The sequence below is a fragment of the Opitutus sp. genome (assembly GCA_024998815.1).
Taxonomy (GTDB): domain Bacteria; phylum Verrucomicrobiota; class Verrucomicrobiia; order Opitutales; family Opitutaceae; genus Rariglobus.
In genome coordinates this window covers 284,017-303,420 of record JACEUQ010000001.1, presented here as the reverse complement: position 1 = coordinate 303,420, position 19,404 = coordinate 284,017, and the positions used below count along the sequence as shown (strand labels likewise).

At 61.3% G+C, this 19,404-nt stretch carries 20 protein-coding genes and 1 tRNA gene; 14 read left to right on the top strand and 7 right to left on the bottom strand.

What is annotated here, in order from left to right:
- Window positions 1–122: 122 nt before the first annotated feature.
- Both H2170_01265 and H2170_01260 read left to right on the top strand, forming a co-directional pair.
- Window positions 123–1,154, top strand: a complete 1,032-nt coding sequence (locus H2170_01265; GenBank protein ID MCS6298721.1) for an ATP-binding protein — start codon at window positions 123–125, stop codon at window positions 1,152–1,154.
- Window positions 1,151–1,831 (top strand): response regulator transcription factor, encoded by a 681-nt coding sequence (locus H2170_01260; GenBank protein ID MCS6298720.1) that lies wholly within the window; start codon window positions 1,151–1,153, stop codon window positions 1,829–1,831. Before H2170_01265 ends, H2170_01260 begins: the two co-directional genes overlap by 4 nt.
- On the opposite strand, the gene H2170_01255 is transcribed toward H2170_01260, so the two are convergent.
- Complete coding sequence (locus H2170_01255) at window positions 1,821–2,675, bottom strand: diaminopimelate epimerase (protein MCS6298719.1); 855 nt, start codon at window positions 2,673–2,675, stop codon at window positions 1,821–1,823. The genes H2170_01260 and H2170_01255 overlap by 11 nt on opposite strands.
- A gap of 183 nt (window positions 2,676–2,858) precedes the next feature.
- On the opposite strand from H2170_01255, the gene H2170_01250 reads away from it, so the two are divergent.
- From H2170_01250 to H2170_01235, 4 genes are all read left to right on the top strand, one after another.
- Window positions 2,859–2,934, top strand: a tRNA-Phe gene (locus H2170_01250).
- 414 nt (window positions 2,935–3,348) lie between these two features.
- Window positions 3,349–4,440: a tRNA preQ1(34) S-adenosylmethionine ribosyltransferase-isomerase QueA gene (queA, locus tag H2170_01245; protein MCS6298718.1), complete on the top strand. Its 1,092-nt coding sequence runs from the start codon at window positions 3,349–3,351 to the stop codon at window positions 4,438–4,440.
- A gap of 38 nt (window positions 4,441–4,478) precedes the next feature.
- On the top strand, window positions 4,479–4,790 hold the full coding sequence (locus tag H2170_01240) for a hypothetical protein (protein ID MCS6298717.1): 312 nt from the start codon (window positions 4,479–4,481) through the stop codon (window positions 4,788–4,790).
- A gap of 53 nt (window positions 4,791–4,843) precedes the next feature.
- Complete coding sequence (locus tag H2170_01235) at window positions 4,844–5,206, top strand: hypothetical protein (protein ID MCS6298716.1); 363 nt, start codon at window positions 4,844–4,846, stop codon at window positions 5,204–5,206.
- A 227-nt stretch (window positions 5,207–5,433) separates the two neighbouring features.
- On the opposite strand, the gene H2170_01230 is transcribed toward H2170_01235, so the two are convergent.
- From H2170_01230 to H2170_01220, 3 genes are read right to left on the bottom strand one after another with little or no spacing between them, the layout of a single operon-like run.
- A complete protein-coding gene (locus H2170_01230; protein ID MCS6298715.1) occupies window positions 5,434–5,748 on the bottom strand; it encodes a molecular chaperone DnaJ in 315 nt (104 codons plus the stop codon).
- Window positions 5,745–6,461, bottom strand: a complete 717-nt coding sequence (locus H2170_01225) for a serine/threonine-protein phosphatase (GenBank protein ID MCS6298714.1) — start codon at window positions 6,459–6,461, stop codon at window positions 5,745–5,747. Before H2170_01225 ends, H2170_01230 begins: the two co-directional genes overlap by 4 nt.
- Window positions 6,462–6,506: 45 nt before the next feature.
- Window positions 6,507–8,588, bottom strand: a complete 2,082-nt coding sequence (locus tag H2170_01220) for an ATP-dependent DNA helicase (GenBank protein ID MCS6298713.1) — start codon at window positions 8,586–8,588, stop codon at window positions 6,507–6,509.
- 131 nt (window positions 8,589–8,719) lie between these two features.
- On the opposite strand from H2170_01220, the gene H2170_01215 reads away from it, so the two are divergent.
- From H2170_01215 to H2170_01200, 4 genes are all read left to right on the top strand, one after another.
- Window positions 8,720–8,926, top strand: a complete 207-nt coding sequence (locus H2170_01215) for a hypothetical protein (protein ID MCS6298712.1) — start codon at window positions 8,720–8,722, stop codon at window positions 8,924–8,926.
- 259 nt (window positions 8,927–9,185) lie between these two features.
- Complete coding sequence (locus H2170_01210) at window positions 9,186–9,371, top strand: hypothetical protein (GenBank protein ID MCS6298711.1); 186 nt, start codon at window positions 9,186–9,188, stop codon at window positions 9,369–9,371.
- Window positions 9,372–9,413: 42 nt separating this feature from the next.
- A complete protein-coding gene (locus H2170_01205) occupies window positions 9,414–10,613 on the top strand; it encodes a class I SAM-dependent rRNA methyltransferase (protein ID MCS6298710.1) in 1,200 nt (399 codons plus the stop codon).
- A 196-nt stretch (window positions 10,614–10,809) separates the two neighbouring features.
- Window positions 10,810–11,583, top strand: a complete 774-nt coding sequence (locus H2170_01200) for an esterase family protein (protein ID MCS6298709.1) — start codon at window positions 10,810–10,812, stop codon at window positions 11,581–11,583.
- Window positions 11,584–11,772: 189 nt separating this feature from the next.
- Here the strand turns inward: H2170_01200 and hemB are convergent, their stop codons facing one another.
- Complete coding sequence (hemB, locus tag H2170_01195) at window positions 11,773–12,780, bottom strand: porphobilinogen synthase (GenBank protein ID MCS6298708.1); 1,008 nt, start codon at window positions 12,778–12,780, stop codon at window positions 11,773–11,775.
- A gap of 64 nt (window positions 12,781–12,844) precedes the next feature.
- Window positions 12,845–13,210: a hypothetical protein gene (locus H2170_01190; protein ID MCS6298707.1), complete on the bottom strand. Its 366-nt coding sequence runs from the start codon at window positions 13,208–13,210 to the stop codon at window positions 12,845–12,847.
- Window positions 13,211–13,326: 116 nt separating this feature from the next.
- Between H2170_01190 and xth the strand changes: the two genes are divergently transcribed.
- From xth to H2170_01170, 4 genes are all read left to right on the top strand, one after another.
- Window positions 13,327–14,085, top strand: coding sequence for an exodeoxyribonuclease III (xth, locus tag H2170_01185; protein MCS6298706.1), 759 nt, complete (start codon window positions 13,327–13,329; stop codon window positions 14,083–14,085).
- On the top strand, window positions 14,082–14,681 hold the full coding sequence (locus H2170_01180) for an SET domain-containing protein-lysine N-methyltransferase (protein MCS6298705.1): 600 nt from the start codon (window positions 14,082–14,084) through the stop codon (window positions 14,679–14,681). The genes xth and H2170_01180 overlap by 4 nt, the downstream gene beginning before the upstream one ends.
- Window positions 14,682–14,692: 11 nt before the next feature.
- Entirely contained in the window at window positions 14,693–15,199 is a 507-nt protein-coding gene (locus tag H2170_01175; GenBank protein MCS6298704.1) for a CinA family protein, read from the top strand.
- Window positions 15,200–15,459: 260 nt separating this feature from the next.
- Window positions 15,460–17,091, top strand: coding sequence for a hypothetical protein (locus H2170_01170; GenBank protein ID MCS6298703.1), 1,632 nt, complete (start codon window positions 15,460–15,462; stop codon window positions 17,089–17,091).
- A 386-nt stretch (window positions 17,092–17,477) separates the two neighbouring features.
- On the opposite strand, the gene ltrA is transcribed toward H2170_01170, so the two are convergent.
- Entirely contained in the window at window positions 17,478–19,178 is a 1,701-nt protein-coding gene (gene ltrA, locus H2170_01165; protein ID MCS6298702.1) for a group II intron reverse transcriptase/maturase, read from the bottom strand.
- Window positions 19,179–19,404 lie beyond the last annotated feature (226 nt).

The following is a 19,404-nucleotide window of genomic DNA, read 5'->3' as shown; positions in this document are numbered from 1 at the left end:
GGCGCATCTCGGTTTTTGAGCAAAGGCTTCACCTCGGCTTTTTTAACACGAATCGAGGTGGTGAGTTTCCGTGTTTGCCGTTGCCTGCCTGCACCACCCCGTCACCTTTTTCTGCGCGCACCATGGGCAATGCACTCCGCCTTTTCGTATTTCTGCTGGCCCTGACCGCCGTCGGCGCCACCGCAGCGCTCACCCAGCTCTGGGTTAACCACCGCGCCGTGGCCCGTCAGCATGCCTCAGCCGAGCCCCCCGCTCCCATCGCTCTGCGCGCGTGCCAACGCGATCAACAAAACGCCGTCGGGCTGATCGTAACGGTGTCGCTGCTGTCCTTGCTGGCCGTGGCGTTGGTGGGCGGTTCCCGACCCGCCACCTCCATAGGCGAAAAGGCCCAGCAAGCCCGGCAGGAGATGCAGCAGGTCGAACATTTGGCCAAAACCAATGTGGCCCAAGAAGCCGCCTTGGGGCTCGAACGCGCCGAACGGCGCCGCGCCGATGAAAACCTCCAGCTGCAACAACTGCTGCTCAACGAGGTCCTCGCCGAAAAAATCCGGCTTGGGCGTGATCTCCACGACGGCGTGATTCAGTCGCTTTACGCCACCGGCCTGACCCTGGAATCCGCCCGGCAAAAACAGGGCGTTGATCCGGCTGCAGCCGATGTGCTCTTCGATCGGGGCATTGAACTGCTCAATCAAAGCATCCGTGAAATCCGCGGCTACATCCAGCCTCCGAGCGAGTCGCCGGGGGGCATGCCGCTGAGTTTCACTCAAGCAGTGGCCGTTCTCGTGGCGGATTTAAAAGGGGAACGCGAGGTATCGTTCCTCGTGCGCATCGACGAAAGCGCCGAGTCCCGGCTAGCTGCCAGCCAGCTTGCGGACACGCTGCAAATCGTGCGCGAAGCCGTGAGCAACGCCCTCAGGCATGGGTCCGCTTCGCAAATCCAAATTCGCCTGCATGAGGAGGGCGCGCAACTCGCCCTGATGATCCAAGACAACGGATCCGGGTTCGACGCCACGGCCAAGGGTTCTGGCGGCGGGAATGGGCTGACGAATTTCCGCGCCCGTGCCGCCACCCTTGGCGCAGCCCTCAAGCTCGATAGCCGCCCCGGCCACGGTACCCGCGTGGTACTCACCCTCCCGATCTTAAATCACTCATGACGCCCCCACCCCTTCGCTTGGTAATTGTTGATGACAGCGAGCTGGTCCGCATGGGCCTGCAAACCCTATTGCAATCCGCGTCCGGGTTCACCCTCTGCGGTACGGCGGCAAGTGCGGCCGAGGCTTTGGCCGTGTGCACTCGCGAAGCACCCGATGTGGTGCTGCTCGACATTAACCTGCCGGATGGAAGTGGCATCGAGGTTTGTCGCCAACTGCTGAGCAGCAAGAGCGAGATGCGGGTGCTTTTTCTTACCTCTAGCGCCGCGTCGGATAGCGTCGATGCAGCCATCCAGGCAGGGGCCCACGGCTACCTGCTTAAAGAAGTGAATACGGCGGCCTTGATTCAAGGTATCCGCGACGTCGCCGCCGGCCGCTCGATTCTCGACACGCAAATCACGTCGCGGGTCATGGAGCTGTTAAAAAACGAGCGAACCCAACCGATAGTCGACAGCCTATCGCCACAGGAGCGACGGGTGCTGGCGTTGATCGCCGATGGGCGCACCAACAAAGAGGTGGCCAACGAGATGGGCCTGGCCGAAAAAACCGTGAAAAACTACCTCAGCACGGTGTTCGAAAAGCTGCACGTGACCCGTCGTTCACAAGCAGCCGTGTACTACACCCAGTCGCTGGGCGCACGGGGGGCAGGCAGCCCGCCCCCCCGCTCGATCAAACTTTGACCGCGAATAACTCGGGGTGCATGACCCCGTCGGCCACCTTGTTAACCGTACCGGTCATGCGGATGGCGAAGTTGTCCCCGATCTCGATACCGATCTGGCCACCAGGCATGTGCACGGTGACGTTGGCATCGACCAAGCCCAGTTTGTGGGCCACCGAGGCGGCGGCGCTGGAGCTGCTGCCCGAGGCGAGGGTGTAGCCGGCACCACGCTCCCAGATCTCAATGCGGATGTTGTTTCGGTCGATCACCTGCATGAATTGAACGTTGGTCTTGCGCGGGAAATTGGAGTGCGTTTCCAGATGCGGACCGTAGCGGTGGGCCATCTCGGCGGTGACCGCGGGCAGCGGGATCACGCAATGCGGGTTACCAATGGTGGCCGCACAGTAGGTGAACGTACGGTCGAGAACAGTGATCGACTCATTGATGACCTCACGCTCCGGCCCCGTGTGGGGGATTTTGGTGCTCAGGAAGCTCACCGAACCCATGTCCACAGTGATGAGCTTGCCGTTGTCCTTGATGACCGACTGGACATGGCCACCGGGGGTTTCGATGGTGAAAGTCGCCGCCGGGGTGAGTTTTTGATCCCACAGGTAGCGCGAAAAAATGCGCAGGCCGTTGCCCGATTTTTCCGCCTCGGAACCGTCAGGGTTAAAGATGCGCAGGCCAAATTGGCTTTTGGCGGAAGGCAGCGGGCCCCAAAGAATGCCATCGGAACCGACGCCAAAATTGCGGTGGCAGATCACGCGGATCTCATCGACGGAGGGGCCGTTTTTCCACTGAGGAAAATCAACGGGGTCACAAACGATGTAATCATTGCCGAGGGCGTGGTATTTATGGAAACGCATGGTAGGAAAAAGGGCGAAGTTGCGAGGTCGACCGGCGCTTGACAAGGACGCAGACGGAGGTGGCGGAAACAGCGGCGGGGGACACCTTTTGGGATCGAAATCGATTATGGATAAATCGAGGGAAATCATTGAGATTCCCATTGACGCCGCTCATGGAGCTCTTTTGCTCTCGGCTTCCTTCACGGCAAAATAGCTCAGTTGGTAGAGCAGCGCATTGAAAATGCGCGTGTCCTCGGTTCAAATCCGAGTTTTGCCACCATTTTAAAACCAGGTTTTCGAGGGGTCGCGGGCTAAGCCCGGTCTTGCTGTAGGAAACAGGGGAATGGGGCGTGCAGGCGTATGTTACGACGACTTTGGACCGCCTCCGTAGGCGAGTGAACACCAGGTCTAACACTTGGCACTCATTCTTCAGGGCCGACTAGATTCATCCTAAGCGCTTGCGTTTAGGTATCGGCCTTTCGCCTAAAACTGTGGCCCTCATGCGGGCTGAAGCACCGCGCTAATTTCGATCGGCTAAGATCGATTTCACAACACACGCGTAGGGCCAAAGAGCCACATTGTTGTATCTGGGGATGGTTTTATTGGCAGGGACTTGGCTGCTATTCGGCGAAAACGTTGGGGCGCCCGGAAGAAACTCGCACTCCTTGCAAACGCCATGCTCATATTTCAGCCCGTGCCGTTATCGACCGACCTTTTTGATTACACCTTGCCCGATCGTCTTGTTGCGCAAACCCCTGCCGCTCGCCGTGACGCTTCGCGGCTCATGGTGGTAGACCGTGCCTCACGCACGGTCGCGCACCACACGTTCGCCGATCTGCCGCAATTTTTGCGCCCGGGGGACACGCTTTTTCGTAACAACGCCGCGGTTCTGCCGGCGCGCCTGCATGCCCGGCGGCCTACTGGGGGATTGATCGAGTGCTTGCTGCTCCGCCCTGACCCCACCCAGGGTGACAACGTCTGGTGGTGCTTGGTGCGGCCGGGAAAAAAGTTACCGGTGGCCGCCACGTTTGCCCTGGATGGCGATTTCGCCGGCACGGTGCTGGCGAAGGATCCCGACGGTGCGGCCTTGGTGCGGTTCACCACGCCCGCTGGGCAAACCATCGTCGATGTGGCCAACCGTTTGGGCGACGTGCCGTTGCCTCCGTATATTGAGCGCGCCGATCCGACCGCCGAACGTCCTCGCGATATCGAGCGCTACCAGACCGTTTACGCCGACCGGGCCCGCCAAGTCGCCGTAGCCGCTCCCACAGCGGGCCTGCACTTCACCCCTGAGTTACTCGCCATCCTCGGCAAGCAGGGTGTCAACGCGGCGGAGGTCACGTTGCACGTCGGGCTCGGCACTTTCAAACCCATCGACACCGCGCACGTCGAGGCCCACCCCATCCACCGTGAACTCTATGAGTTGCCCATCGCCACCCAACGCGCGCTGTTTGCGGCCCCGGGTAGCGGCGGGGGTCGACGCATCGCCGTCGGCACCACCACGGTGCGCTCGGTGGAGGATTTCCTGCAACACCACGAGGCGCCACTAGAGCGGCCGCATTTTGGCGAAGCCGGGATCTTTATTTACCCACCTCGCCCGTTTCGTGGGGTCGATGCGCTCATCACCAACTTCCACCAGCCCCGCTCCACCCTGCTCTGCTTGGTGTCGGCCTTCTTGACGCCGGGCTCGACCGAAGGGATCGCGTGGCTGCAGCAACTCTACGCCGAGGCGATCGCACGGGAGTACCGTTTTTTTAGTTACGGCGACGCCATGTTGATTTTGTAAGCCCACTTCGCCTTCTCGACCCAAACCCGCCAACGCCCATGACCACACCGCCAACGCCAAGCTCCAGCGCGACAGTTCCCTCGGCCGCCGGCATCGCCGCCTGGCGGGTCCTATTCCGAATGCTGGCGGGCTTCATCGCCCTGTTCTGCTTCGCCTTTTGGGCGGCCGCCGGCTGGAACCCGGGGTGGACCAAGACCCAAATTGCGGTGAAGCAAAGCGACGCGATCACCGGCATCGAGTTTATCACCTACAAAAAGCACTTCATGCCCGGAGTGGAGCTGCTGGCGCTGGGCGTGGGCATCAGCGTGGCGCTGTTTGCCATCACCTTCATTCGCCGAACCCGCGCCTGAGCCGACCGTCAGCCCTGCTTGACCTGCACCCGCGTATAGCGCTTTTAGCCACCATGACCGACGCTGACCTGCAAACGCTCATCGAAGACGCCACCTTTGATTTCACGATGGGCGAGACTGATACCGCCTTAGCCAAACTCGCCCGTGCCACTGCGGCCGCCCCCAGCTGCTTCGAGGCTTGGCACGCGTTAGCCGAAATCCAGTTCAGCCTGCGCCGCTTTGACGATGCCTTGCACGCCGCCGAGCAAGGCCATGCGGTCCGGCCCGACGATTTGTTTATCAACACCACGCTCTCGCGCATCTGGATGGAAAAGGGCGACAAGACCACGGCCGAAAAATACGGTGCGCAGGCAAAAATCCTAAGCTGGAAGGACCAGCTTAAAAACCCCGAGGCGCACCAAGGCGGGGTGCAGTAGCGACGATAGCGCCGGGGGCTCTTTGATTGAGACGTGATGCCGGGGGCGTGTTCAATCCGAGGCGCCCGCAACCTTGCGCAGCCCTGCCACCTTGAGCTCACGCTCAAGGCCACGAAGCGTGTTGCCGCAAAGCGTGCTAAGGTTGCCGTAAACCTCGATTCGAACGCTAATTCGTGACCAAGGGGAGCCCCGCAACCGCAGCTCGCCACCGGTAAAACACGAATCGACTACAATCCGGCGAGCAACGCGCGCAGTTCGCCTTCGGGATCTTGGTGATCTTGCTCAATGGCCAGCGTCAATGCCTCCACCAGCCAGGGCTTGGCTTCGGCTGGTCGGCCGAGGTGCAACAGGGCTTTGCCCAGTAAAATGCGCGGCATCATCCAGTCGGCCCTGCCACCGGCGCACTGCACGAGGTGCTCGACCGCATCGGCTTCACGTTTTTCGTTGAGCAGCGCCTGGGCGAGGCTGAAGCGGAACAGCGGGTTATCCGGCTGTTTCTCCACGAGCGCGGCAAAGTGCGTAGAGCGGGCGGGAGTGGTCATTCGGCTTCGTCGATAAAAACCAACACCGCAGTCAAGTTGTCGTGGCCCCCGCGTTGGAGCGAGAGTCCAACAAGCGCGTCGAGAATCGATGCGGGGCTGCCTGATCCGGCTAAAATCTCGGCCAACTCGGATTCTTCGAGGTGATTAACAATGCCGTCGGTCGTAAACAAGTAGCGCTCCCCAGCGGCAACCGGCAGCTCGCAAGAGTCGACCTCAGGCACACCGGGTTGCCCCATGCAGCGGGTCAACGCTCTGCGGTTAGCCGAGGTGAGTTCGATTCTTTCGCCGCGGGCATGCAGTTTTTTAATCTCGTTCTGCATGGAGTGATCCATCGTGAGGCAATGCAACTTGCCCTGTTTAAGCACGTAAACCCGCGAATCGCCGACGTGAGCCAGCCGCAGCTTGCAGCCTTTAAATACTCCAAAGCTGAGGGTTGAACCAATGCCGTAGGGGGGATTCAGAATAAGGCCCAGTTCGCGTACGCTGGCACTGGCGGCTTGGGTCAATGCCACGAGGTCGGGCTGCTCACCGAGCTCCGGCAAGCTTCGGCTGATCGCTTGCACCGTACATTCCGCCGCCTCACCGCCACCCACCACGCCACCGATGCCGTCGGCCACCCCGAACAGCCCGAGCGCCTCATCACACAGGTAGCGGTCCTCGTTTTCTTCGCGGATTTTACCGATGTCGGTGATGGCGGCGGATTGGATTTTCATGCGCGAATTTTGTGGGACGAGGAGCGGAGCGTAGGTGCGTACGCGTCAAATAAAAGGCTGAAATCGCTCAACGCGGTTTTCACGGTTCATGCGCACGGCGTTCTTTTGCGGGATACATTCCAAGAAGAGCCTGCCGTAGGCTTTTTGGGTGACCCGCGAATCCAGTATCGTGATTACGCCGCGGTCTTTGGCGGTGCGGATAAGACGACCAATCCCTTGGCGAAACGTGATCAGTGCGTCGGGAAGGGTGAGCTCGTTAAAGGGGTTGCCGCCGCGCTCGCGAATCCACTCGGTGCGCGCCTCGAGCACAGGGTGCGTGGGCACTTCGAAGGGCAAGCGGGTAATGATCACCTGCGACAATGCGTCGCCGGGGACGTCGATGCCGGTCCAAAAACTGTCGGTGCCAAAGAGCACGCCGTTACCGGCTTCGCGGAGTTTACGCGCCAGTTCCGTACGCGAGTAATCGCGGCCCTGCATAAAAAACGGCCGGTGCGCGCCGTCGTAGATTGGCTCCAGCGCCTCAGCCACGCGCTTCATGTCAAAATAACTGGTGAACAGCACCAGGGTTCCGCCCTTGGTCCGGCGGGTGCAGAAGTCGATGTAGTCGGTGAGCACGTCGAGCGCCAGGCGGGCGTCCTGCGCGCTGGGCAGCGGCACGTCGGCGGCCACGAACACGCGCATGCGCCGCTCGAAATCAAAGGGCGAATGCTCCACGGCGGTTTTAACCTGTTGCGCACCGATGCGGGCCTGAAACGGCTCGATTTTGCCTCCCATCGCCAACGTGGCGCTGGTGAACACCACGGAGGTGCCGCGATTGATTAACTCCTCGCGGATGAACGGTGCCACGTCGATGGGCGCGGTGCGCAGGGCGACGATGTTCTGGCGTTTGCCCATGCGCTCGACCCAGTAAACGGTCTTGTCGGCGTCGGCCACCCCGAGGAAGGCGCGCAGGTTGGTCTGCAGGGTTTTGACCTTGCCGGCTTGTTCGAGCAGTTCGTCGCGCTCGCGGCCGTCGTCCATGTGATCGGCACGGTTGCGCACCGACTTGTACAAGGCGAGCAGAGGCGCATCCATCCAGGCCTCGGCGAAACCCTCGACTCGCACGCGCACGAGGGGCTGCTGGGTGAGCAGGCGTTCGTCGAGGAAGGCGAAGAAATGATGCGCGGCTTCGAGCACGTCGACGACCAGTTGGCGGTCGACTGCGTCGCCGTGTTTTTGCAACAAGCCGCGGCGTGTTTTCGGGTTGTAGAGGTACTTGAGCATGCGATCCACCCCGTAGCTTGAAAGCCGCAAGCCGCAGTGGTCTGTGGCGACCTCGGGCACCGTGTGAGCCTCATCGAGGACGACAAAATCGTCGGGGAACAGGACGCCGCGCGTGGACTCCCCCTTGGCGGCCGCACCGCCGGCGTTGATGTGGGCGAACAGCAGCGAGTGGTTAACGATGATCAGGTGGGCCGAACGGATGCGGGCGCGGGCGCGTTGGTAAGGGCATCTGTCGCAATCGCAGTATTTGCGCGCACAGCCAGAGGAGTCGGCGTTGATCAACTCCCAGACCTCGGGCAGCGGCGCGGGGTTGAGTTCATGGCGCAGGCCCTCGGTGGTGGTCTCGGCCCAGGTTGCGATGCGCTGCAACTCCTCGTGCTCGGGCGTGGCGAAAAACTCGTTTTTGTCGCGCAGGGCCGCGGCGAGGCGCGAGGTGCACAGGTAGTTACTCTTGCCCACCAGCACGGCAGATTTGAACGCCGCATAAGGATTGGTTTCCTCGGTGGCGGAAAACACCCGGCGGCACAGCGGCAGGTCCTTTTGGTCTAGCTGTTCCTGGAGAGCGATCGTGTGGGTAGAGACGATCATCTGGCGCGACTGGTCCATGGCGTGCACGATGCCAGGCAGCAGATAAGCGAGGGATTTGCCCACGCCGGTGCCGGCCTCGAACAGGAGGGACTGGTCGGTCTTCATGGCCTGAGCGACGGCGCGGGCCATTTTCTCCTGCTGCGGCCGGTGTTCGAGCCCGAGGCTGGTTTGCAACCACCCGCCCGCGGAGAACAACTTCGCGGCGAACTCCGGCGCGCGCGAGGGGGGCGGCGGAGCTGGCAAGGCATCAGAAGTGTCATCACGGAGACCGATCATGGCAGTGGAAGGTGGAGCAGACGCCGACCAGCGGGCGAGCGCAAGGCGGCAGGTGCGGAATGCGTCAGGTTCCCGGCCGGGTAGATCCTGGCACAAAGTAAATAAAACGCTAAATTCCATAGACTTTAGTGATGAAACTTGACGCGCCTGAATTGAAAATGAGTTTGGTCGCCATCTTTACCCCTGAAATGTCGTTAGTACTCATATTGTTATCGGCGATGTACGTCGTCTGCGTTCTTGTAATTGCCCGTGCGCTCCTGCGTGCCCCCGAAGGTTTCGAGAATGAACTCGGCTATCAACCCGGTCGCCAACCGGTCGATGACGATCAGAGCCGCTGATTTGCCCCTCGTTTGGGCCGAAATCGGGGTCGGGAGTAAGTAGGGTTCATTACCTAACCGGGGTTTGGCGGAAAGCGGGCCGGGGATCTAGGGGTTATCCCTCAATCGCCCCCTCTAATGAAGTCGATTTCCCCTCGTAGGGTGGAGTATCCAGAGCCGCTGTTGAGCACGGACGGGGTGGACGGCCAGAGGCTAAATTCCACTTTATTTTTCCGACTTTGTGACGATACATGGGGGTACACCACTACCCCTTATCCCAATGATCTCCATTATCGCCACTTTAGTCGCCTCCGCTTATGTCATCGGTCTCGTTTGGATGCTGCGTTCGATGAAACGCAGTCCAGAAGGTTACGAGGACGAGTTCGGCTTTCACGAGGGTCGCCGCCAAGCCGTGGTGATCGAGTGCTCGAACGAGTTTCTTTCCGACGAGAAGATCGCAGCCTGAGTTTGAGCTTCTCCTCCGCGCATTGGGCGTGATGATGCCCCGATGTCGTCACCGGTCCCCTCGCTAAAACTTAAAGCCAACGCCAAGTCCCGCGTCCTCTCTGGCCACCCGTGGGTGTTTGCCAATGAGGTCGAAGCCCTCCTTCCGGCTGTAAATGACGGGGGGGTCGTCGAATGTCGCGACCGAGCCGGCCGCTTCCTCGGCAGCGGCATTTATAATTCCAAGTCGCAGATCATCTGGCGCCGCTTAAGCACGCAGCGCGTGACGCTCGACGAGGCCTACCTCAGGCTCGCGCTCACAAAAGCCATTGCCCGCAGAGAAACCCCTGCCTCCAACGTCCAAGCGACTGGAGCTCAGCAGCATCGCCGACTTGTGTGGTCCGAATCGGACGACCTTCCCGGCGTGGTGGTCGATCAATTTGGCGACACCCTGGTGTTGCAAGTGCAGACCCTCGCCATGGACCAGCGCACGGATGTGATCGTGGAACTGCTGGCCGAGTTGCTTGCCCCAGCCGAGATCATCGTGCGCAACGACGCCCATATCCGTAAACTTGAGGGGCTTTCGCTCGGGGTACACACCCGCAGCGGTCGCGCCTGGGAGCCGCGCTGGGAGAAGATCGACGGCTTTGACTACTGGCTCGACCTACAAAGCGGCCAAAAAACCGGCTTTTACCTGGACCAACGCGAGCAACACGCCGTCTTGGCCAAATACTGCGCCGGCAAGCGCGTGCTCGACGCGTTCTGTAATCAAGGCCCGTTCGCCCTGCATGCGGCGCGTGCTGGCGCCAAGGAGGTTCTCGGTCTCGACAGCGCGACCGACGCCATCGACCAAGCGCGCAAAAACGCTGCGCGCAACGGGGTTAACGCCTCCTTCGCCGTGGCCAACGTGTTTGACTGGTTCAACGACCCCGCACGCCATGGCGAACCGCTCTGGGACGTGATCGTGCTCGACCCGCCCCCCTTCGCCAAATCCAAGAGCGCGCTAGAGGGCGCGTTGCGCGGATATAAGGAGATCAATTTGCGCGCCATGCAGAGCTTGGTGCCCGGCGGCGTATTGGCCACCTACACCTGTTCGCACCACATGCAGGATGCCGAGTTGCGCAGCGTCTTGGCCGAGGCGGCGACCGACGCCAAACGCAAGGTGCGCGTGGCCGAATTCTGCCATCAACCCGCCGACCACCCGGTGCTTGTGACCATGCCCGAGAGCGAATACCTGCGCGGCTACATCGTCCGCGTCGAATAACAGCCCTCGACGGGCAAATCCCGTGGGTACAAATCCCAAAGAATCAAAGGGGCAAATCACCGTGACTGTCGCGGGGAACCCCAACGGGGTAAAGGGCGGAATCCCGGCATTTAAATCCTAACCTGAACAATCCCCAAACGATTATTCTGATTTTAGGATTTAGCCGGTTGGGATTTAGGGTTTCGTGAAGAACAACATGGCTTGGTCTACCCTTCACTGGTACAGCAACATTCTCGGCAAGCAGACCACCGCAGAGGTGATGCTGCCGGAAATCGGCAAGCCCCCGTTTGCCACGTTTTACCTGCTACACGGGCTGGGGGACGACTCCAGTATGTGGATGCGCCGCTCGCGCATCGAGTGGTTCGTGCGCGACCTGCCGATAATCGTCGTGATGCCGGACGGGTATCGGAGTTTTTACACCAAGCACGCCGCCGGGCCGGATTACGCGCGCCACATCGGCGTGGAGTTACCCGATTTCATCGAGCGCAACTTCCAGGCCCGTCCAGAGCGCGCGGCCCGCGCCATTGGCGGCCTGTCGATGGGCGGTTACGGCGCGCTGCGAATCGGCTTGGGCTACGCCGACCGGTTTTGCTCGGTCAACAGCCATTCGGGCGCGGTGTGCTGGCAGGATTTCAGCAACCCAACACTGGTGGCTCGCGGCCCCGCTTTTATCGCGGAACTACGCCACATCTTTGGCGATGATCCGCGTGGTACTGATCACGACCTGCTTGTCCAAGCCCGGCGTGCGTTGGCGAACGGCAACTTGCCGGAGCTCCTGATCGACTGCGGTCGCGATGATTTCCTGATCGAAGACAACCGCACCTTTGATTCCGACCTTACCACCGCTGGCGTGCCGCATCGTTACCAAGAGTACGCGGGAGGCCACACCTGGGATTACTGGGAGACGCACATTCAGGACTCGCTGGCCTTCCACGCCCGCAACTTACAACTGCCGGCCTCAGGCGCCTGAAGACCGTATTTTTGGCCGGGTGCGTTGCGAGTCCCGAGCATAATACACAGTTCCGAATAAGTTGAGATTGACGGTAGCCTTAAGCGTGAACTCAGGGTCGCCGCCGCCCCCCCCTCCGAATCACGAAGAGGTCTAAGCGGCTCCTTCCTCACCATCGGAGCAGGCTGGGAAGTCTGCGCGGGGACAAGCCTACCGCAGCACCGCCGCCATTTCCTTGGCGAAATAGGTTAAAATCATGTCAGCCCCCGCGCGTTTGATCGCCAAAAGCGACTCGTGGCGGGTGCGCGGCAGGTCCAGCCACCCCAGTTGCGCAGCGGCTTGGATCTGCGCGTATTCGCCCGACACTTGGTAGGCGGCCACCGGCTTGCGCGTCGCATCGCGGACCTCGCGGATAATGTCCAGATAAGCCCCGGCGGGCTTCACCATGAGCACGTCCGCGCCCTCGGCTTCATCGAGGGCGATTTCGGCCAAGGCTTCGCGGCGATTGGCGGGATTGAGCTGATAGGTGCGTTTATCTAAAAGATGCGTACCAGCGGCCGAGGCGCTGCCCACGGCGTCGCGGAACGGCCCATAGTACGCCGAGGCGAATTTCGCCGAATAGGCCATGATCGCCGTCTGCGTACAGCCGGCCGCATCCAGCGCGTGGCGGATCGCCCCAATGCGTCCGTCCATCATGTCGGAGGGCGCCACAAAATCCACGCCGGCCTGGGCGTGCAGCACCGCCATTTTCACTAAAATCTCCACAGTGGCGTCGTTGGCCACGTCGCGGCCGTCGGCAGTGAGCACGCCGTCATGGCCGTGCGTGGTGTAGGGATCGAGGGCGATATCGGTCATGACCACCATCTCAGGAACGGCCTGTTTGACTGCACGCACCGCCCGCAGGATCAGCGCGTCGGGCGAGAGCGCAGAGGTGCCGACATCGTCCTTAAAAGATTTATCCAGCTTGGGAAACAGGGCCACCGCCGGCACCCCGAGTGAGGCCAGTTCACGGCATTCGTTGACCAGATCGACGATGTTGTAGCGAAACACCCCGGTCATTGAGGTGATCGGCTCGGGGGCGCCGTTGCCCTCGACCACAAACAACGGGGCGATGAAATCGGCCGGACGCAGGGTGGTTTCCTCGACGAGGGAACGCACGGTGGCGTTGCGGCGGAGACGACGGGGACGGTGGGTGAGGTCGAGCTGGAAAGTGGCCATGGCGGGCGGCCACCCCAACACGTTGTCCGGCGACTCGCCAACCGATTTTTGCTGATGGCAACATTTACGAACTACCAAAACCAACAAAGCACGGCCTGACCCCGTCGGGCATACCGGTGAGCGCGGCCTCGGCAGGCAGCAGCGCGGCAGGTTCGCCCAGATGCAAGCGGAGTTGTTCGGCGGCGCGAATCGACGAGGTGAGCCACACGCTGTGCCCGGCCAAGCCAAGGGTGCGAAGCAGGTAGGCGCCGGCTTGTTTGGAAAAAGGATGCACCACAAAGCGCGGGTAGCCAGAGGTCAGGTGGCGAGTGACAGCAGGGTCTTTTTCCTCGTAACCGATCACATCGCGCATGGTCGGCAGGCTGGCGGAGACGCCATGCAGGCTGGGAGGGATGCGTTGACCGAGCGGAAGGTGAGTAAACACGGACATTTGAGCGAACAATGGGGCGGAACCCACGCCCGCTGGCAACGCCGCTCTTCGGGAGTGGGGCGTGAGTGAATCCTGAGTTGAAACCGCGCGGCGGGGGCGCGAGCTTCGGCCCACTCATGAAAATCGTCTCCTGGAACGTGAACGGCCTGCGAGCCGTGCTGCAAAAGGGCTTTCTCGACCAACTTAGCCCCGAGCGCGCCGACATCGTCTGCCTGCAAGAAACCAAGTGCCACCCCGGCGACGTGCAACACATCGAGTGGCCCGCGGGCTATTCGGTGTTTTGGAACAGCGCGGTGAAAAAAGGCTACAGCGGCACGGCGATTTTCACCCGCCACGCCCCGCTCGCCGTCTCCTATGGCATCGGCATCGAGGAACACGACCAGGAGGGCCGCGTAATCACCGCGGAGTTCGCCGACTTCCATCTGGTCAACGTCTACTTTCCCAACGCCCAAAACGAGCTCGCGCGCCTGCCGTATCGCCAGCGCTGGGACCGCGACTTCCTTGCCCACCTGCGCACCCTGGAAAAAACCAAACCGGTGATCGTCTGCGGTGACCTCAACGTCGCCCACGAACCCATCGACCTGGCCCGCCCCAAGGAAAACGTCGGCAACCCCGGCTTCAGCGACGAGGAGCGCGACGGGTTTCGCGCCTGCCTCACAGCCGGCTTCATCGACACCTTCCGTTTTTTTGAAAAGGGCCCCGGCCACTACTCGTGGTGGACGTACCGCGCCGGAGCCCGGCCGCGCAATATCGGCTGGCGCATCGACTACTTCCTAGCCTCCGCCGCTCTGCAACCACGCCTCAAACGCGCCTGGATCTCCCCTGAAGTCATGGGCAGCGACCATTGCCCCGTGGGCCTGGAACTCACGACATGAGCAAAAAAAAAACCGCCCCTGCCGCGCCCGCCGCCCCCGCACGCGCTAAAAAGAAAGGCGCCACAGCCAAACCGGCCGCCCCGGTTCGCGCCGCAACGACCTCGGAATGGGCACACGTATGGCAGTCGCCGATACACGGTCAGGGCATTCGGGCCAGCCGCGATATCCCGTCCGGCACGCGCATCATGGAGTATGAGGGCGAACGCATCACCAAGGCCGAATCCGAGCGGCGCGATGCCGCACGCGCGGCCCGCGAAGCCGAGGGCGGCGATGGGTGCGTTTATATTTTCGAGATCAATAAACGCCACGACCTCGACGGCCACATGGAGTGGAACACCGCACGCCTGATCAACCACTCCTGCGAGCCCAATTGCCAAAGCGAAAAAGTCCGCGGGCGCATCTGGATTTCCGCGCGCCGCGACATTGCCGCCGGCGAGGAACTCTCCTTCGACTACGGCTTCGACGTGGAAAACTGGCGGCAGCACCCCTGCCGGTGCGGTTCTCCCAAGTGCGTGGGCTACATCGTGGCCAAAAGCCACCGCTGGCGCCTGCGCAAGCGCTTGGCCAAGCTGCGCCGCACCACCGCGAAGAAATAAACCCACCACCCATGCCCACAGCCCTCGCCCGGGAACTCAAAACCCTCTGCTTAAGCCACCAGCCGGCCCTGCGCCTTGCCGTGGCCGAGAGCCTGACCGGTGGCCGCGTCCAGGCCGCGATTACCGCCGTGCCGGGCGCGTCCGGCTTTTTTCTCGGTGGCATCACCGCCTACAGCATCGACCAAAAGGTTAAACTCCTCGGGGTAAAACGCGCGGCCGCGACCCCGGTTAACGGCGTGTCGGCCGCCGTCGCCACGCAGATGGCGCAAGGGGCGGTTCGCTTATTCGGGGCCGACATGGCGGTGGCCACCACCGGCTACGCCGAACCGGCGAAGGCGCAGGGGGTGGCCGAGGCGTTTGCCTATTGGGCGATCGCCCACCGCGTGAGCGCGCGCCGCTGGCGGGTGGTGACGGGGCGAGTGGTGTGCGCCGGCCTTAACCGCATCTCCGTGCAAAGCGCAGTCGCCGAAACCGTGCTCGCCGAGTGGGTCGCCTACCTAAAAACGCTGAAAAAGTAGCCCAGCCCTAGTAGCAGAGACTTGAATCTTGCCCGATTGAATTCTGAGGTAGTGCGGTGCTTTAGCCCGCAGGTTTGCAACGGATTGCCAACTGCCATTACCGATGCGGGCTGAAGCACCGCACTACGTTCGATCCGATTCTTTAAATGTTACTACCTACTAGAGTCTGAGCCACTTTGGGTTAGCTTTCGTGTCGGAGGCAGACTGGAAGTCTGCGCTACTTTTTTCGATCAGCCCGAGTCCCCCGTTTTCCCCATTTCATGGCCAAGCCCAAACCCACCCACCCGATTGCCTGGTTTCTTGTGCGCCGCCTTGCGGGCCTGAAACGCGGTGCGGAGCGCCTCTGCCCTGTTCTCTGGCTGCGCCTGATCCTCACGCTGTTCGGCATCCTCGGCCAACTCGCCCCGTGGCTGGCGATCCGCACCCTGACCCTGTGGATTCCGGCCCCGGGCGACTTTTCCCCCGCGCTCAATCGGCTCCTCTGGGGCCTGCCCGTTTATGGGTTTTGGTGCGGGTTTTCCACGTATTGGGTGCGCGACTATTGCCAGCTGTGGGTGGCGGTCGTGTGGGCCGGTTTGCTGCTGTTCGGCGGCATGTTGGCTTTGGGCCAAACCCAGCTTCGGCAGCGACTGCGCGTGCGGTATCCGCTGCCGGGCGCGGTGACCCAGGGCTTGGGGGCGGCGAGCTTACTGGTGGTGGCGAGCTGCGCGGCCGCCCTCATTTACGTTTCCCCGATCGAATTTTTTCGCGGAAACGCCCCCGATTTTTCCCGGTTCACCCCCGCCCAATTGGAGGAAAAATTAACCGACGACGAACAGAAGCTGGCCGTGGTGCTCGCCGAACTGGCGAGCTTCAACACCGAAGAAGTTGCAGCGCCGTCAACGCCAACGGCCAGCGCCAGTTGGACCGAATCGACCTCGGCCGCCGCCGCCGCCTCAGCGTCGCTGGCACCTCTGCAACGCCAAGCGCGCGTACTGCGTTACCACACCACCTTGCGGCGCCTGGCTTGGGGCCACCAAAATCACACCCGTCTCGGCGATGAAACCAGCCGACTTCGCGCCCAGACATTGCAGTTAACCGCCGCGGCAGCCGCCAGTAACCTCGCCAACCGTTGGAACCTGCGGCTCGACGACGCGGCGCGGGCGGAATTGTTCACGCCCCTGGCACCGCGCGAACCCAAGCACGGCAAGGCGTTAATCACTCCCGAATGGGTGGAAAAAGTGCGGCCGTTTCTCCAGCCAGGCGACATCCTGCTCACCAAAGCCAACGGCTATCGCGCCACCGGACACCTGCCCGGCGCGTGGTCGCAACTCTCACTTTACGTCGGCACGACCGGGCAATTGGAGCAAAGCGCGCTCGATCAAGACATGCGCGTCCAGCGGCACTTAGAAAAACTCGCCACACCCGAAGCCAGCGGACACCACGCGGCGGTCATCAGCGTAGAAGGAAATGGGGTAGGGTTGACCTCACTTGAGCGCACGATCGGCGAGGCGGATTCGGTGGCAGTGCTGCGGCCCAAGCTGCGTCCGGTCCAGCGCCTAGAAATGGTGGCGCGGGCTTTTGACCAGGTGGGAAAACCCTACGACTACGATTTTGATTTCGCCCATGCGGATAAGGTTTTGTGCAGCGAATTGGTTGCACGCGCGCTGGAGGGGTTTGTGGATTTCCCACTGCACAGTGTCGGCGGTCAACCCGTGCTCACGGGGGACGGGCTCGTGGAGTATTGGGCTGAGGGTGAAGGCGGGCCAAAGCTAGAGTTCGTCGCCTATGTGATCGGCGACGAAGCCACCGGTGAGTGCAACTGGGCCAGTCCGGGGGATTTGGCGGTGGGTCGGCGGACCGTGGGCAATGGCGAGTTGCAACTCATCTACGACGCCCCGCTTAAACCGTAACGAGATCGGGGTGGTGAGCGGGTTTGAGGCACAGCACGGACGACACGGAGGTCAAAGGCGCACTCCAGCCTTAATCCCCCGAACGTGGCCTTGAGCGTGAGCTCAAGGATGCAGGCGCCCCGCCGCCAGAAAAAGCACCTCGTGCTCACGCACGAAGCCACGCCAAGCCAAAGCCTCGCCGGGCAAAGGCCAACTCCAGCCTTAACCCGCCCGAACGTGGCCTTGAGCGTGAGCTCAAGGTCTGGAGTTTGGCCGTTTAGTAGAGTAGAGAGAGCCGCGCGTCGGTAACCCGTCAGCGCGACCCTCCCCCTCGTCAAACCGTGCAAGCGGTTTTCCCGCACACGGCTTACCGAGTCCCCATTCTTTCGGTTTGGTTTCAGCGGAGTTCATTGCTTCCAAGCCGCCGTAAGCGGCCAGTGCCATAGTTTGTATTGACCATGCAAACGGTCGTCGGTGAAGAACTCGAAGAGTCCGTGGGTGCGGCTATACTTTCGCCACAGCCACCGCCGCAACCGGTTGCGCACAAAAGCCTGCTGGTTACTAAACACGTGCGTGCTGTTGCCGTAATGAAACGCCGTCGCCCAACCGCGAGTGATTTGGTTGACCTTGCGGACCACCGCCACCGCCGGTTGGTTGCGCGTTCGCACATCTAGCTCCATCCGCACTTTGTCGCGTAACTTGGCCAGACTTTTCGCACTGGGTTCCACGTGCGGATATCTTCGTTTGCTCTTCATGCCTTGCCGCCATGCGACGGAAAAACCGAGGAACTCAAAGCCTTCCTTTCGTGTATCCACCAGTCGGGTTTTCTCTTCGTTGAGCTTTAACTTACGTGCCTCCAGCCACCGTTTCAGTCGCGTTTGCAGCCCCGCCCCTTGACCCGGTTTGCACAGGATCAGGAGGTCGTCGGCGTAACGCACCATCGTCGGCTTTTGTTCGCACTTCTCATTCACCGCATGATCGAGGTCGTTGAGGTAGAGGTTCGCCAGTAGTGGCGAGATGACTCCGCCTTGCGGCGTGCCACACCGGTTCGGGAGCACCTTGCGGCACCCCGTATCCCGGTCCTCTTCCACGATGGGTGCGCGCAGCCACGTTTTTATTAAACGCAACACGCTCCCATCGCTCACCCGTTTGGCCACCAATTGCAGGAGTTCGCGGTGCGGGATCATATCGAAGTAGCTCGATAAATCCGCGTCCACCACCTCCACCTTTCCGCTCAGCATGGCTTCCTTGACCTTATCCATCGCCTGATGGGTCCGACGTTTCGGCCGGTAGGCGTAGGAATGGTCATGGAAGTCCGCCTCTAGGATTGGCTGCAACACGATCACCGCCGCGCTTTGCACCACCCGGTCTTTCACCGTAGGGATGCCCAGCGCACGACGTTTGGTCCTGGCCTGATCCTTCCATATATAGACGCGCAGGACCGGACTGGGTCGGTAGGTTTTCGTTCGCATTTCCTCCGCCAGCGCAAGCAGCCATGCCGCCCGATAGGCTTCGTTCTTTGCGAGCGTTTCCACCTCGAACCCGTCCACTCCCGGCACGCCGTCATTGGCGATCACCTGATCGAGCGCATCCGACAGAATGTCCTGCCGATACAGCTCTCCATACAAACTATAGAACCGCCAATGCGGCTCCGCTTTTGCTTTCCGATATAGCACACGTTGCAGCTTCCGAACCTTCGGTGACGTTTTTATCCAGAGTTCATCACCCCAGCCATCGTCGGGTCCTTTGCCGCTCTGTGATGCGTGGGAACAAGTGCCCTCCCTTCGCTCCCCGGCGGTTTTAATGTCCGCTAGATCATCACTACTATGGAGGTCTCCGACTCCTGCCACGGCCCGTCCGGCCTTACGAGGTTTTGCCGCGCTTGTGCCGGTGGTTGAGGCATCGCAAGACGCCCCACCGCCGCAGGTCTCACCACTTAACCTAACGACCTTTCCCACCCCGCCGCCCCCGCTGACTCCGCCGACGTGTTGATCGGAAATCAACGATTTAGGTCCTACGTCTTTGCGAGACTGCCTTTTCCGATCCTTGCAGGCTTCACCGTTCAGGTAGCGGCTGGACTCGTCGGTTGTTTCGGTAACGGAGCTCATTGGATGGGGTTCACCTTCGTTGCGGCTGACTGGTTCGGGCACACGGTCGTGCTTTCCGGCGAGGCCTCGCGGCCTGCATCCGTGACCGGGCCCTTCGACCGCGAATCGTTAAATTCGGCCGAACAGACTTTCACTGTTATGGTTGTTAGTTTCATGGTCGCACACCTGAACTCCGAAGTTGAGTCAGGAGTGGAATCACGAAAGCGCTTCATTGTAGGGTGGTTGA